Origin of the sequence: Oceanicola sp. 22II-s10i (genome assembly GCF_002210105.1) — a bacterium.
In the GTDB taxonomy this organism is placed as follows: Bacteria; Pseudomonadota; Alphaproteobacteria; order Rhodobacterales; family Rhodobacteraceae; genus Pseudooceanicola.
In genome coordinates, this window is record NZ_AQQU01000005.1 from 59,754 (window position 1) to 72,967 (window position 13,214).

The window sequence follows — 13,214 nt, forward strand, 5'->3', positions numbered from 1 at the left end:
TCAGCCGATGAAGGCGCGGGCGACCTCGCCCGACATGTAACGCACCTCGCCCCCCGCGATGGTCGCGCCGACGCGCCCCGTTCCCGGGTGGAGGATTACCAGATCCGCCCGCGCGCCGGGCGACAGGTGCCCCCGGTCGATCAGGCCCAGCACTTCGGCGGGCCCCGAGGAGACGAGACGCCACGCGGCCCCAAGCCCCAGCGACTCCGCCAGTTTCAGAGCGGCGAGGCGCGGCGCGGGGTAGTGGTAGTCAGACGCCAGCGCGGTGCAGTGACCGGACCGGACGATATCCTCGGCCGCGACCTTGCCCGCGTGCGATCCGCCGCGCATCACGTTCGGCGCGCCCATCACGACCGGCTCCCCGGCGCCGGCGGCCTCGGCGGCGGCGTCCGGCGTTTCCGGGAACTCCGACAGCGTCACGCCCCGCCCGCGCCAGAGCCTGCGCGTCTCGGCGTCCGGGTCATCGTGGCTGCCGGTCCGCACCCCCTGCCCCGCCAGCCGCGCGGCCAGCGCCGTGACGGCATCGGGCACCTCGGGATCGCGGGCATGGAGCGCCTCAAGCAGCGCCAGATGCGCCTCGGGCGAACGGCCGGATTTCAGCGCCTGCCCGGTCAGACGCGGCACCTTGCGGCCCGCGTTCAGCGCGGCATGCGGCAGATGGTCGTTGAAGACGACATAGGGCACGCGATGGCGCGCGACGGCCTCCTCGAACCGGCGGTAGTCGTCGATCAGGTGCGTTTCGAGCCGCAACTGGCACAGCAGATCGGTCCCGAAGCCGCCCCGAACCCGGTCCAACGCGTCGAGCATCGCCAGAGCGAAGTCCGGGCCGCGCATTCCGCCCTCCCAGCTCCAGAACTGGGCCAGCACGGCGGTGGTGATACCGTTCGCCGCCAGTTCCGCCTCGGTCGCGATCAGGCCCGAGGCGAGGTCGCTCATCGCGCCGCGCCGGGGGGCGAGGTGACGTTCGAAGCCGTCGCCGTGAATGTCGACGATCCCCGGCAGGACCAGCCAGCCGGTCAGGTCGACGGCGCGCCCCGGCAATTCATCGGCGATCCGCGCCCCGGCGATGCCGAGCGGCGCGTCGTCCAGCCCGCCCGGACGCAGCACCTGAGCGCCGGTGATGTGGAACGGTTTCACTCCCCGCCCTCCATCACCTCGCCAAGCGCCTGCCACCAGCCGAGGCCGGGGCGGAATGTCCCGGTGTCGAGAAAGGCGATGGTCTGGGCGATCACGACCGGGTCGGACATCATGAAGGTGTGCGTGACCGGCAGCGTGATATGCGCCGTCATCCCCTCGACCCGCGTCGAGCGGATCGAGACCTTGCCGTCGTCCCGCCCCTCGACCAGCGCCGAGAACACCGGGTTCAGGCTGCGGCTGCCCGCGATGACGCCCAGCGGGAACGTCACCGGCGGCAGGTCCGACGGCAGCCCGTCGGTGCCGAGCTGCAGCCCGGCCGGACCGTTCAGCCACTGGAACAGGTCCAGATGCCCGAGCGCGTCGACAATGCCCGATCCATGGTTCGGCGGCGCCAGCATCACCACCCGCGTCAGACGTTCCGGCGCGGCGCGGCCCGCCAGCCACCAGCGGAGCAGGATACCGCCCATCGAATGGGTCACGAAAGAAAGGCGCTCCCCCCGGCACGCGGCGACGGCGCGGGGCAGCAGATCCTCGGCCAGTTCGGCGACCGGCGCGCTGGTAGAGGGATAGCCGGGCCGCACCACCCTGTAGCCGCGCCGCTCCAGCGCCCCGGCCATCGCCCACATCGACGCCTCGGTCCGCGCCAGTCCGTGCAGCAGCACGACGCAGCCGGGCGTCGCCGCGGGGGCGGGTGCGGCGGAGAGGGCCAGCGCCGTCAGGAGAGAGGGGATAAGGGCTCGCATCACCGGCACCGCATAGCACCGGAAGACCGGCCTCCGCTAGAACCGGTAGAAGGCGTCGGGGTAGTGCAGGTGCGCCGCCGTTCCCGAAGTGCCCGGTGCGATCGGGTAGAGCAGTGTGTGCTCCTCGGGAAAGTGCGAGGTCAGGTTCTCGGCCGCCTTGTGGGTGAAACCGAAGCGCCGGTAGTAGCGCGTATCGCCCAGCACGGTAATCGCCTGCGCGCCGTGGCGGCGGGCGTAGTCGAGGCCGTAGCGCACGAGTTCGGCCCCGATCCCCTTGCGGCGGTGCCGCTTGGCGACGGCCAGCGGGGACAGGCAGTACCAGCCCTTGGGATCATAGTGGCGGGCGAAGCCGATGTAGCCGACGATGCCCGGATCGAGCACGGCGACCAGTTCGACCATCATGTCCCCCGCATCGCGCAGGTCCTGCACCAGACGCGCCTCGGCATCCGACGGGAACGAGGCCGTCAGTAGGTCGGAAATGGTGTCCCGGTCTTCGGGCAGGACAAAACGGAGTAGCATCGGCGGGCGGTCCGGATAACATGGCGCAAGATACGCCGCTGCAGATGGTCAGCTAGCCAAAGGGCAGGACCAAGGCGCAAGGGCGGTGCCCTCGATTTTCACGCGGCCCATTGCGGGCATGTCACAATTGTCTGGAAAATAGGCGGAAAGTCCGCTGACGTCAGCGACGTGTCATCGCCCGGATGCTGGTCGCGTCTTGCCGAGGGGCGCGGAACTCAGGACAGGAGAAAGTCATGCACGTCACCGGACACTGCCATTGCGGCGCCATCCGCTTCGAAGCCGAGATCGACCCGGCCGAGATCCGGATCTGCCACTGCACCGACTGCCAGCGGCTGTCGGGTTCGGCGTTCCGGGTCAACGTCTTCGCCGACGATGACCGGTTCCGGCTGCTCGGCGGCAGTCCGAAGAGCTACGTGAAGATCGCGGACAGCGGCAACCGGCGGCTCCATGCCTTCTGCGCGGATTGCGGGACGCCGGTCTATGCCACGTCGGAGGGTCCGGGGCCGAAGCGCTTCGGGCTCAGGGTCGGCACGCTGGACAATGCCGCCGACCTGATCCCGTCGCTTCAGATATGGACCCGCTCGGCCCTGCCGTGGCTGGGCGACATCGGCGCCCTGCCCGGCCACGAAGGCCAGTAGAGCGCCGGGGCCGATGCGCGGTCAGCCGCGATAGAGCGCGCAGAGCTTGTTGCCGTCCGGATCGCGGACATAGGCCAGGTGCATCCCGCTGGGACGCGGGCCGGGGGCCTCCTCGATCGAGGTGCCGCCATTGGCGACGGCGACATCGTGGAACTCCACCACCTGCTCGGGCGAGGTGCATTTGAAGCCGATGGTGCCGCCGTTGGCGCCGGTCGCGGGCTGGCCGTCGATCGGTTCGGAAATGCCGAAGCTGTTGCCGTCGTGGCGATAGAACAGACGGATGTCGCCCTTGGCATTGGTGTTCTGGACGGGTTCACCCGCGCCGAGAACGCCGAGCACGGCGTTGTAGAACTTGCGGGACCGCTCGATGTCGTTCGAGCCGACCATGACGTGATTGAACAAACCTGCCTCCTCCGGGACTGGACCGCGCGTGCTGCGCGGCGGACCGGGATCGGCCCGCACCGAATGGGTAGACCGGCAGGCGAGCGGCGTGAAGGGGCGAGTTGCGGAATGCAGGGACCTGTCCCGTCCCGCGGCGGCGGACCGACGCATCCGTATAATCTGCCGCGAAACTATTGGTTGATCCCGGCCCCGCTCTCAGGGTTCCTGTCCCAACCAGACGAAACGCGGGGAGGCGGGGTCATGAGCGATCGGAACCAGGGCGAGACGGACGAGGCACGGGCGGAGGACCTGCTGCGGCAGGCGCAGGACTTTGCCGACCAGGTGATCGCACCGAGGGCTGCGGAGTGGGACCGGACGAACACCTACGACATCGACACCCTGCGCGAGGCGTCGCGCTTCGGCTGGATGGGCCTGCAGGTGCCGCGCGATCAGGGCGGGCTCGGCCTGCCCTTCTCGGTCAAGTCGCGGCTGAGCGAGGTTCTGGCCGGTGCAGATTTCGGCTTCTCGCTGTCGCTCATCAACTCGACCAACATCGGTTACAAGCTGTGCCGCGATGCCCCGCATCTGGCGGAACGCTACCTGTCCGACCTGATCAGCGCCCGGCGGCTCGGCAGCACCGCGCTGACCGAACCCGGCGCGGGGACGGATTTCGCGGCGATCTCCACCACGGCCACTCGCGACGGCGATGGCTGGCGGCTGAACGGGACCAAGGCGTGGATCATCAACGCCGCGGCCTCGGACCTGATCATCCTTTACGCGCAGACGGAGCCCGGCAGCCGGGGCGCGGGCATCGCCGCCTTCCTGATCGACGGGCAGCGCGAGGGGTTCTCGCGGCTCGACCGGTTCGAGCTGTCAGGGCAGCATTCCATCGGCGTCGGCGGGTTCGAGCTGAAGAACTACCACGCGCGGGACGACGAGATGATGCAGGCGCCCGGTCAGGCGTTCAAATACGCGCTGACCGACATCAACGGGGCGCGGACCTATGTCGGGGCCATGTGCTGCGGCATGGTGGCCGCGGCGCTGAAGATCGCCGCCGAGTACGGGCGGCGGCGCGAGACCTTCGGGCGCAGGCTGGTGGAGCATCAGGGCTGGCGCTGGTCGCTGGGCGAGGCGGACATGGACCTCGCCGCCGCGCGGGCGCTGGTGCGTCATGCCGAAGCGCGGATCGACGCGGGGCTGGAAGCGCGGTTCGAATCCGCGCGGGCCAAGCTCTTCGCGACCCGGATGGCCGAGCGTCACCTGCCCGCGCTCGCGCAGCTCATGGGGGCCGAGGGTCTGAGCGCGAAGTATCCGTTCGGGCGGCACATCCAGGGGGCGAAGATCTCGGGGTTCGTGGACGGATCGTCGGAGATTCTGCTGGACGGGCTGTCGATGCAATATGCCAAGGGGTGAAAGCCACAATGGCAGGTCGTCGGGCGTAGTCTGCGGTTCGCCTTGCATGTTGAGACAGGGCGCGGAGCCGCGCATCGACGGGCCGCCGGTTCGGCGATCCGACGCTTGAACGGCAGTGATTTATGACAACCAAGTCGGCGCGCAGACCGAGCGTGGCGCTGGCGGTGGCCAAATCGCCGGGCCGAGGGGGCGGCCCGGCGAGGCCTCTCGTGCATTGCGAAGCAATGCACTGCCGGCAGGCGATTGCCACGCAATCGCCGAGAGGCGGCGGCCTTCGGCCTTGATTCCGCGCCTTGGTGCTCTTGCCTCCCAAAAGAGAAGGCCCCCGACGATGCGGGGGCCTTTCCAACTTCGTTCAGGCGGTGGCCTCTCGGCGATTGGCCTTGCGGCCATTCGCCTGTCGGCTCCCAGTCCAAATCGCGGAGCGATTTGGACTTACATCATGCCGCCCATGCCGCCCATGTCGGGCATGCCGCCGCCAGCCGCGCCTTTCGGCTCGGGCTTGTCGGCAACCATGGCTTCGGTCGTGATCAGCAGACCGGCGATCGAGGCTGCATCCTCGAGCGCGGTGCGGACGACTTTCGCCGGGTCGATGACGCCGAACTTGAACATGTCGCCATATTCTTCGGTCTGGGCGTTGAAGCCGAACTTCAGGTCGGACGATTCACGCACCTTGCCGGCCACGACGGAGCCGTCGACGCCTGCGTTCTCGGCGATCTGGCGCAGCGGCGCTTCCAGAGCACGGCGCACGATGGCGATACCGTTGTTCTGGTCGGCGTTCGCACCGGTCAGACCTTCGAGCGTCTTGGCACCCTGAACCAGGGCGACGCCGCCGCCGACCACGATGCCTTCCTGAACGGCCGCGCGGGTTGCGTTCAGCGCGTCATCGACGCGGTCCTTGCGCTCTTTCACTTCGACTTCGGTCATGCCGCCGACGCGGATGACTGCAACGCCACCTGCCAGCTTGGCAACGCGTTCCTGCAGCTTCTCACGGTCGTAGTCCGAGGTGGTGTCCGCGATCTGGGTGTTGATCTGGGCCACGCGGGCTTCGATCTCGGCCTTGTCGCCTGCACCGTCGACGACGGTCGTCTCGTCCTTGGTGATCGAGACCTTCTTGGCGGTGCCAAGCATGTCCACGGTCACGTTCTCGAGCTTCATGCCCAGCTCTTCCGAGATCACCTGGCCGCCGGTCAGGATCGCGATGTCCTGCAGCATGGCCTTGCGGCGATCGCCGAAGCCCGGTGCCTTGACGGCTGCGATCTTGAGGCCGCCGCGCAGCTTGTTGACCACGAGGGTCGCCAGCGCTTCGCCTTCGACGTCTTCAGCGATGATCAGCAGCGGCTTCTGCGACTGGATCACCGACTCGAGCAGCGGAACCATCGGCTGGAGCGAGGAGAGCTTCTTCTCGTGCAGCAGGATGTAGCAGTCTTCCAGCTCGGCAATCATCTTGTCCGGGTTGGTGACGAAGTAGGGCGACAGGTAGCCGCGGTCGAACTGCATGCCTTCGACGACTTCGACCTCGGTCTCCATCCCCTTGGCTTCCTCGACGGTGATGACACCCTCGTTGCCGACCTTCTGCATCGCGTCCGCGATCATGCGGCCGATGGAGGCTTCGCCGTTGGCCGAGATGGTGCCGACCTGCGCGACTTCGTCGCTGTCGGTCACGTCGCGGGCCGCGGCCTTGATCGCGTCGACGACCTTGACGGTGGCGAGGTCGATGCCGCGCTTCAGATCCATCGGGTTCATGCCGGCAGCAACGGCCTTCATGCCCTCTTTCACGATGGCCTGGGCCAGCACGGTCGCGGTGGTGGTGCCGTCACCGGCTTCGTCGTTGGTGCGGGAAGCGACTTCCTTCACCATCTGGGCGCCCATGTTCTCGAACTTGTCTTCCAGTTCGATTTCCTTGGCGACCGAGACACCGTCCTTGGTGATGCGCGGTGCGCCGAAGGACTTGTCCAGAACCACGTTGCGGCCTTTCGGGCCCAGGGTCACCTTCACCGCGTCGGCGAGGATGTTGACACCCTTCAGCATCCGGTTGCGGGCGTCGGTATCGAATTTGACTTCTTTAGCCATTCGAAAGTCTCCTAACTCTCAGGATTTCGGGGAGGAAGCGATCAGGCGGTGATGCCCAGAATGTCGCTTTCCTTCATGATGAGCAGCTCTTCGCCGTCGATGGTCACTTCGGTGCCGGACCATTTGCCGAACAGGATGCGGTCGCCGGCCTTGACCGACATCGCGATCAGTTCGCCGGAGTCCTTGCGGGCGCCTTCGCCGCAGGAAACGACTTCGCCTTCCGAGGGCTTTTCTTTCGCGCTGTCGGGGATGATCAGACCGCCCTTGGTCTTTTCTTCGCTTTCCACGCGGCGGACGAGCACGCGGTCATGAAGCGGTTTGAATGCCATGTCTGAGGCTCCTTGGCTCACAGTTTGTATTCCCTGTCCCCCGGTGCGCTCCTCGGCCCGAGGGCGTTATCACTCACCAGTGGCGAGTGCTAACGGCGCGTAGGTAAGGAGGTGGCGGAAGTGTGTCAAGCGCGGGAAGCGGAGAATTTTTCGCTGCTCCGCGGCGGGCCAGATGGAACATTCGGGCTGTTCGGGCGTCCTATCCACTGTGAGCCGAGGAGTCCACCATGCCCCAGCAAAGCGACATCTGGCAGATCGAGGAATTGCTCTGGACCGGCGGCACCGACGCCTTCCGGCGCAGGATGGCGGATGGTTGCCTGATGGCGTTTCCCGGCATCGGCACCCTGCAGGGCGAGCAGATTCTGGAGAGCCTCAAGGAAGCGCCCCGCTGGCAGAGCGTCGAGATGGAAGGCCGCCACGTGTCCGAGACCGACGGGCTGACCGTCCTCAGCTACCGTGCCCGCGCCGTGCGCGAGGGCGATCCGGTCTGCGAGGCGCTGTGCACCTCGACATGGATCTGGCGCGACGGCGGCTGGCTGCTGGTGCAGCACCAGCAGAGCCCGGTGCACAGCGAAGCGATCGCCTGACTTGGGCGGCTCAGGCGTCGTCCGGCAGCGCGTCCGACCAGTCGGCGAGCCCCCGGCGCCCCTGATCGGTCAGCGCATAGACCCCGCGCTCGACCTTCTCGAACCAGCCGTAGTGATCGTCGGCCATGATCCGCGTGGCAGACGTGACCCCGGTCGCCTTCGCGACCGTCGCCCCGCGCTCGGCCCCCGCTCCGGCGAGGAACCGGGCGCAGCGCAGGGCGTCCTGACGGTAGCTCGTCACGATGCCATGCCGGGTCGCGCCGCCGTCGTTGGGATCACCCGCCCGGCGGGACCATTCGCGCAGCAGGCGCTGACGCTTCACACCCGACTTGCGCGGCGTGTAGGGGCCGGGATCGCACTGCACCTCGACGTGGCCGTCCGACAGCCGCACATGGATCAGCCCCAGCCCGAGCCGACGGCAGAGCGTCACCTCGGCGGCCAGCGCCTTGCGGCCCTTCCTGGGCTTGGGCACGGCGAGATAGACGGTTTCCGACACCGCCAGCCGCGCCACGCCCTGATGCAGCAGCGACAGGGTGAACCCGGTCTTCAGTTCGATCACCACCGGATCGTCCGGCGCATCCGGGCGCAGGGCCACGACATCCGCCGCCCCGACCTCGCCCTTCACGTCGAAGCCACGCGCGGTCAGCCATGCCTTGATCGGCGGATAGAGATCCCGTTCCCGCGTCGCCACGCCTGCCCTGCCCCGTTTTCCCCAGCCTAGCGCCTGACGGGCGCGCAACCAATGGTCTTGGCCCATGATGCTGTTCCTCGTCGTCGCCATCGTCTCCGCCGCCCTGATCCTCGGCGCGGTCTGGGGGCTTTACGGTCCGCTGCCCTCGCCGGTTGAGGGGTTCATGGTGGCGCTGGCTGGCGGGGCGCTGATCGTTTCGGTGACGATCGAACTGATCGAGCCGGCTTCGCACCACCTCGCGTTTCCATGGCTCGCGGTGGCCACGCTCGGCGGGGCGGCGGGGTTCACGCTGGCCGACCGCTGGCTTGACCACAGCACGGCCGAGAGCGAGGGCACCGGCCTGCTGCTGGCGATCACCTTCGACGGGGTGCCCGAGAACCTCGCCCTCGGCGTCGCGCTGATCGGCGCGGGCTGGCAGGAGGTCGCGGCGCTGGCGGGGGCCATCCTGCTGTCGAACCTGCCCGAGGCGGCGGGCGGCGCGAAGGAGATGCGCGCGGGCGGCATGTCGCGTGGCCGGGCACTTGGGCTCTGGTCCGCGACGGCGGGGCTGCTGGCGGCGGCGGCCGTCGCGGGGAACCTGCTGCTGCGGGACGCCGGGCCACAGACGCTGGCCGCGATCCGCTGCGTCGCCGCCGGGGCCGTCACCGCCTCGCTGGCAACCGAGGTCTTTCCGCAGGCGTTCCGCGAGGACCACTACGGCACCGGGATCGCCGTCGCCATCGGGCTGCTTACGGCGTTCGGGCTGTCATTGCTCGCGGGTTGATCGGAGCGTCCGCAAAGGCTAGGACAGGGACATCCGACGAGGAGTGCCCTGACGGTGATCAACTGATCCGGCGATAGCCACCGCGAACGACTCCGGCCAACGGCACGGGGTCCGTGCACTCTTCCCACAGGATACATCATGAGAGACATCATCTACGACGTGGCCGTCTCGGCCGACGGCTACATCTGCGCGCCCGGCGGCGACACCTCGGCCTTTCCGTTCGAGGGCGATCACGTGGACGCCTACCTCGCCCGCATGCAGGGCTACGCCACCGCCATCATGGGCCGCGCGTCCTACGAGGCGGGCTATGCCTTCGGCATGACGCCCGGCGCGAACCCCTACCCATGGATGGACACGCATGTCGTCAGCGAAACGCTCGACCTGCCCGCTTCGGGCGAGGTGCGCCGGATCGCGCTGACCGACGTGGCCGCGCTGAAGGAGAGCGACGGAGCGCCCATCTACCTCTGCGGCGGCGGCAGGCTGGCCGGCGCGCTGCTGAAGGCCGGCCTGATCGACCGCGTGATCCTGAAATGCGCACCGATCCTGCTGGGTGGCGGCGTGCCGGTCTTCGGCGGCATCCCCCTGCCCGTTTCCGCCCGCGCCGAAGCCGCGACCGACCACGCATCCGGCGTCAGAACGCTGAGTTTCCGGCTCTGATCGTCGCACCCGTCCGGAGTGGCTTCCGGGCGGGTGACAAAGGCGCGGCCCGCCGCTATACCGCGCCGCGACAGACATTCCCATCACGGACGGACAGACATGACGATCAAGGTTTTCGGCCACAAATCCCCCGACACCGACTCCACCGGCTCGCCGCTCATCTGGGCGTGGTACCTGAGCGAAATCCGGGGCCAGAAGGCCGAGGCGAAGCTTCTGGGCGAGCCGAACACCGAAGCGGCCTTCGTTCTGAAGAAATGGGGCTACGACAAGCCCGAGATCATCACGGACGTGGCCGAGGACGACAAGGTCGTCATCGTCGACACCAACAACCCGGCGGAACTGCCCGCGGGGATCAACGGCGCGGACATCATCCAGATCATCGACCACCACAAGCTGGCCGGCGGGCTGGAGACGAAAGGCCCGATCGACATCACGATCAAGCCGCTCGCCTGCACCGCGACCATCATGCACAACCTGATGGGCCCGAATGCCGACAAGATGACCGACGGCATCAAGGGCCTGATGCTGTCGTGCATCCTGTCCGACACGCTGGAATTCCGCTCGCCCACCACGACCGAGCAGGACAAGGCGCTGGCCGAGAAGCTGGCCGGTGAACTGGGCGTCGACCTCTCCGCCTATGCGTCGGAAATGTTCGAAGCCAAATCGGACGTCGGCGCGTTCTCGGATGCCGAGCTGCTGCGCATGGACTCCAAGGAATACTCGGTCGGCGGCAAGGACTTCCGCGTCTCGGTTCTGGAAACGACTGCGCCCAAGCTGATCCTCGACCGCAAGGACAGCCTGATGGCCTCCATGGTGGATGTCGCGAAAGAGGACGGCGCGGATCAGGTCCTGCTGTTCGTCGTGGACATCCTGAACGAGGAAGCGACGCTGCTGGTCCCCAACGATCTGGTGAAGGGCCTGGCCGAGAAGAGCTTTGGCGCGACCGTGTCCGGAAACACCGTGGTGCTGCCGGGGATCATGAGCCGCAAGAAGCAGATCATTCCCTCGCTCAAGGTCTGAGCCTTCGCAGACTCAGGACATTGGAAAGGCGCCCCGGCAAGGGCGCCTTTTTCGTCAAGATCGTCCGGCGGCGATCAATTCAACCGGATGCTGTTGTACCATTTGTCGAAATCGGGCCGGTAGGCGTTGAAGACCTCGGGCGTTGTGATCAGGATCAGCAGGTAGCTTCCTCGTTTTCCCACACCATAGCCGCCAAAGACCAGTCGCCCGCCGTCCTGCGCGCGGACGGTCCGATACCACGACCAGCCCTGCCCCGAGCCCGAGTCGATCTGCGTCCAGCGACCGGCCGGAATGCCCGTGACGTCGACGCCGAAGGCCTCGATTTCCCGCGCCTCTTCCGGCGCGCCCAGCTTGGCGATACCGATGACCCGGACCCCGTCGCTGTCGCCCACCAGACCGCCCCATCCGCTGCCGAACTCTTTCGTCGTGATCTTCGTGTCGTCGGGAACGAGCATCGAGAATCCGTAGTCCGGCGCGGAATAGGTGCGCCACCCCTGTGCCATGGCTGCCGATGCGGCAGACAGGGTCACCATCAAGATCAGGCCGAATACTAAAGTAACATATTTCACGACACACGCCCTCCAGACCCAAACGTCGTGTTCGCCGACGGCTCCTCCCGCCTTTCCGCAGGCTGCACCTCGGACACGGAGCGCAGCGTTGGTCAGTTTCCGGATTCCCGCAAACGAAATGTTCAACGCCAGGATCCGCGACAGATTGCACCCTCACGGAAATGGCACTTCGTTTCGCATTCGGACCTCTGCATATTACCTCTGACGAACCACGTGAGGACAGGATGCCGATTTCGACCCGATCGAAGCTGATTGCCGCCATGCTCTGGACGGTCACAATGTGTCTGCCCGTGATTGCGCAGGCCCAGATGACCACCCACGGCGTCATGGGCCACGGGGCAGGACACGGGCACGGCGCGGACGGCACCGGCCACGACGAGGTCAACATGCCCGGCCTGCGCGGCGTGGATGCCACGCCCGAGGAAAGCGCCGAAATGGCCGTGATGTTCCGGAACTTCCGGACCATGAACCGCACCGTCGAGATCCTGCCGGACGGCATCCGCACCGTCACCAGTTCCTCGGACCCTGAGGTCATGGAGGCGCTGGTCAGCCACGTCACCGGGATGATCGCCCGTGTCGAGGAGGGGCGCGATCCGCAGGTCATCATCCAGTCCCCGACGCTCGACCTGCTGTTCCAGCGCGGCGACCGGATCAGGACCGAGATCGAGGTGACGGATGCGGGCATCGTCGTGACCCAGACGTCGGACGACCCGGAGGTCGTGGCGACGCTGCAGACCCATGCCGAAGAGGTGTCGGACATGGCGGACCGGGGGATGGCCGCCGTGCACGAACGGATGATGCAGCGCCCCCGGAACTGAGCCTCAGTAGGTCACGATCCCCGGCCGTCCGCCGGTCGCCGTGATCACCTCGCCGTTGATCGAGGACGACAGCGGCGAGGCGAGGAAGGCCACGATATAGGCCATGTCGTCCGCCGAGGGCACGACACCGTTGATCGTGCCCGCCGCCATCTTCGCCATTTCTTCCTCGAACGAGGTGCCCGCCGCCTTGGCCTTGGCTTCGATCATCGCATCCACGTTCTCGGTCCGGGTCATGCCGGGGTGCAGGACGCTGGTGGTCACGCCGGTGCCGGCCAGATCCTGCGCGAGGTTCTTGGACATCGCCACCACGCCCGCGTTGCGGATGGCGCCCACCGGATCGCCCGCCGCGCGGTACATGCCGGTGCCCGAGATCGAGATGATCCGCCCCCAGCCCTTCGCCACCATGTGCGGCATCGCCGCCTGCGCCACCCGCAGGTAGCCCATGACCTTGGTGTTGATGTGCTCTTCCAGATGCGCCTGCGTGACCTCAGCACTGTTCGGCGGCTTCTTCTGCCCCGCCGGTGCGGCGGCGGAGTTCACGACGATGTCCACACCGCCGAGCGCCTCGACCACCCTGGCCACCATCGCGGGCACCGCCGCGTCGTCGCGCGTGTCGCAGGACAGTCCGACGGCCTTCACGCCGTAGGCCGCGCCGATCCCCGCCGCCGCCTGTTCCGCCGCCGCGCCGTCCCGGCCGATCAGGGCGACATGCGCGCCCTCGCCCGCCAGCACCTTGGCCACCGCCAGGCCGATGCCCCGGCTGCCGCCGGTGATCAGCGCGCACTTGCCCTTGAGTTGCAGATCCATTCGGGTCTCCTCTTTTCCTGCCGCGCAGGATGGCACGCTCCGCGCGAACGGCAAGGGCACAGGCGCAGA

At 67.5% G+C, this 13,214-nt stretch carries 16 protein-coding genes; 7 read left to right on the forward strand and 9 right to left on the reverse strand.

Annotated features, from left to right (window positions below):
* From ATO6_RS13785 to ATO6_RS13795, 3 genes are read right to left on the reverse strand one after another with little or no spacing between them, the layout of a single operon-like run.
* Positions 1-1,137 carry an alpha-D-ribose 1-methylphosphonate 5-triphosphate diphosphatase gene (locus ATO6_RS13785; protein ID WP_088624600.1) on the reverse strand — a complete coding sequence of 379 codons (1,137 nt, stop codon included), beginning with the start codon at positions 1,135-1,137 and terminating at the stop codon, positions 1-3.
* Positions 1,134-1,880, reverse strand: coding sequence for an alpha/beta fold hydrolase (locus ATO6_RS13790; RefSeq protein ID WP_088624601.1), 747 nt, complete (start codon positions 1,878-1,880; stop codon positions 1,134-1,136). The genes ATO6_RS13785 and ATO6_RS13790 overlap by 4 nt, the downstream gene beginning before the upstream one ends.
* Positions 1,881-1,916: 36 nt before the next feature.
* Complete coding sequence (locus ATO6_RS13795) at positions 1,917-2,399, reverse strand: GNAT family N-acetyltransferase (RefSeq protein WP_088624602.1); 483 nt, start codon at positions 2,397-2,399, stop codon at positions 1,917-1,919.
* Between the two features lie 233 nt (positions 2,400-2,632).
* Between ATO6_RS13795 and ATO6_RS13800 the strand changes: the two genes are divergently transcribed.
* A complete protein-coding gene (locus tag ATO6_RS13800; protein ID WP_088624603.1) occupies positions 2,633-3,037 on the forward strand; it encodes a GFA family protein in 405 nt (134 codons plus the stop codon).
* 21 nt (positions 3,038-3,058) lie between these two features.
* Here ATO6_RS13800 and ATO6_RS13805 read toward each other — a convergent pair whose 3' ends face one another.
* A complete protein-coding gene (locus ATO6_RS13805; protein ID WP_088624604.1) occupies positions 3,059-3,439 on the reverse strand; it encodes a VOC family protein in 381 nt (126 codons plus the stop codon).
* A 240-nt stretch (positions 3,440-3,679) separates the two neighbouring features.
* Here ATO6_RS13805 and ATO6_RS13810 point away from each other — a divergent pair, with 240 nt between their 5' ends.
* Complete coding sequence (locus ATO6_RS13810; RefSeq protein ID WP_176440932.1) at positions 3,680-4,831, forward strand: acyl-CoA dehydrogenase family protein; 1,152 nt, start codon at positions 3,680-3,682, stop codon at positions 4,829-4,831.
* A gap of 435 nt (positions 4,832-5,266) precedes the next feature.
* Here ATO6_RS13810 and groL read toward each other — a convergent pair whose 3' ends face one another.
* On the reverse strand, positions 5,267-6,904 hold the full coding sequence (gene groL / locus ATO6_RS13815) for a chaperonin GroEL (protein WP_088624606.1): 1,638 nt from the start codon (positions 6,902-6,904) through the stop codon (positions 5,267-5,269).
* 41 nt (positions 6,905-6,945) lie between these two features.
* The gene (locus ATO6_RS13820; RefSeq protein ID WP_088624607.1) at positions 6,946-7,233 is read right to left on the reverse strand and encodes a co-chaperone GroES; all 288 of its coding nucleotides are present in this window, start codon (positions 7,231-7,233) and stop codon (positions 6,946-6,948) included.
* A 227-nt stretch (positions 7,234-7,460) separates the two neighbouring features.
* On the opposite strand from ATO6_RS13820, the gene ATO6_RS13825 reads away from it, so the two are divergent.
* A complete protein-coding gene (locus tag ATO6_RS13825; RefSeq protein ID WP_088624608.1) occupies positions 7,461-7,820 on the forward strand; it encodes a nuclear transport factor 2 family protein in 360 nt (119 codons plus the stop codon).
* A 10-nt stretch (positions 7,821-7,830) separates the two neighbouring features.
* On the opposite strand, the gene ATO6_RS13830 is transcribed toward ATO6_RS13825, so the two are convergent.
* Positions 7,831-8,577, reverse strand: coding sequence for a DUF2161 domain-containing phosphodiesterase (locus ATO6_RS13830; protein ID WP_088624609.1), 747 nt, complete (start codon positions 8,575-8,577; stop codon positions 7,831-7,833).
* On the opposite strand from ATO6_RS13830, the gene ATO6_RS13835 reads away from it, so the two are divergent.
* From ATO6_RS13835 to ATO6_RS13845, 3 genes are all read left to right on the forward strand, one after another.
* Positions 8,576-9,274, forward strand: coding sequence for a ZIP family metal transporter (locus tag ATO6_RS13835; RefSeq protein ID WP_088624610.1), 699 nt, complete (start codon positions 8,576-8,578; stop codon positions 9,272-9,274). The genes ATO6_RS13830 and ATO6_RS13835 overlap by 2 nt on opposite strands.
* 138 nt (positions 9,275-9,412) lie before the next feature.
* Positions 9,413-9,931, forward strand: coding sequence for a dihydrofolate reductase family protein (locus ATO6_RS13840; protein WP_088624611.1), 519 nt, complete (start codon positions 9,413-9,415; stop codon positions 9,929-9,931).
* Between the two features lie 99 nt (positions 9,932-10,030).
* Positions 10,031-10,951 carry a manganese-dependent inorganic pyrophosphatase gene (locus tag ATO6_RS13845; RefSeq protein WP_088624612.1) on the forward strand — a complete coding sequence of 307 codons (921 nt, stop codon included), beginning with the start codon at positions 10,031-10,033 and terminating at the stop codon, positions 10,949-10,951.
* Between the two features lie 74 nt (positions 10,952-11,025).
* Here ATO6_RS13845 and ATO6_RS13850 read toward each other — a convergent pair whose 3' ends face one another.
* Complete coding sequence (locus ATO6_RS13850) at positions 11,026-11,454, reverse strand: hypothetical protein (protein WP_141102002.1); 429 nt, start codon at positions 11,452-11,454, stop codon at positions 11,026-11,028.
* Between the two features lie 290 nt (positions 11,455-11,744).
* Here ATO6_RS13850 and ATO6_RS13855 point away from each other — a divergent pair, with 290 nt between their 5' ends.
* Positions 11,745-12,338 carry a hypothetical protein gene (locus tag ATO6_RS13855; protein WP_254919156.1) on the forward strand — a complete coding sequence of 198 codons (594 nt, stop codon included), beginning with the start codon at positions 11,745-11,747 and terminating at the stop codon, positions 12,336-12,338.
* Between the two features lie 3 nt (positions 12,339-12,341).
* Here the strand turns inward: ATO6_RS13855 and ATO6_RS13860 are convergent, their stop codons facing one another.
* Positions 12,342-13,145 (reverse strand): SDR family NAD(P)-dependent oxidoreductase, encoded by an 804-nt coding sequence (locus tag ATO6_RS13860; protein ID WP_088624614.1) that lies wholly within the window; start codon positions 13,143-13,145, stop codon positions 12,342-12,344.
* Positions 13,146-13,214 lie beyond the last annotated feature (69 nt).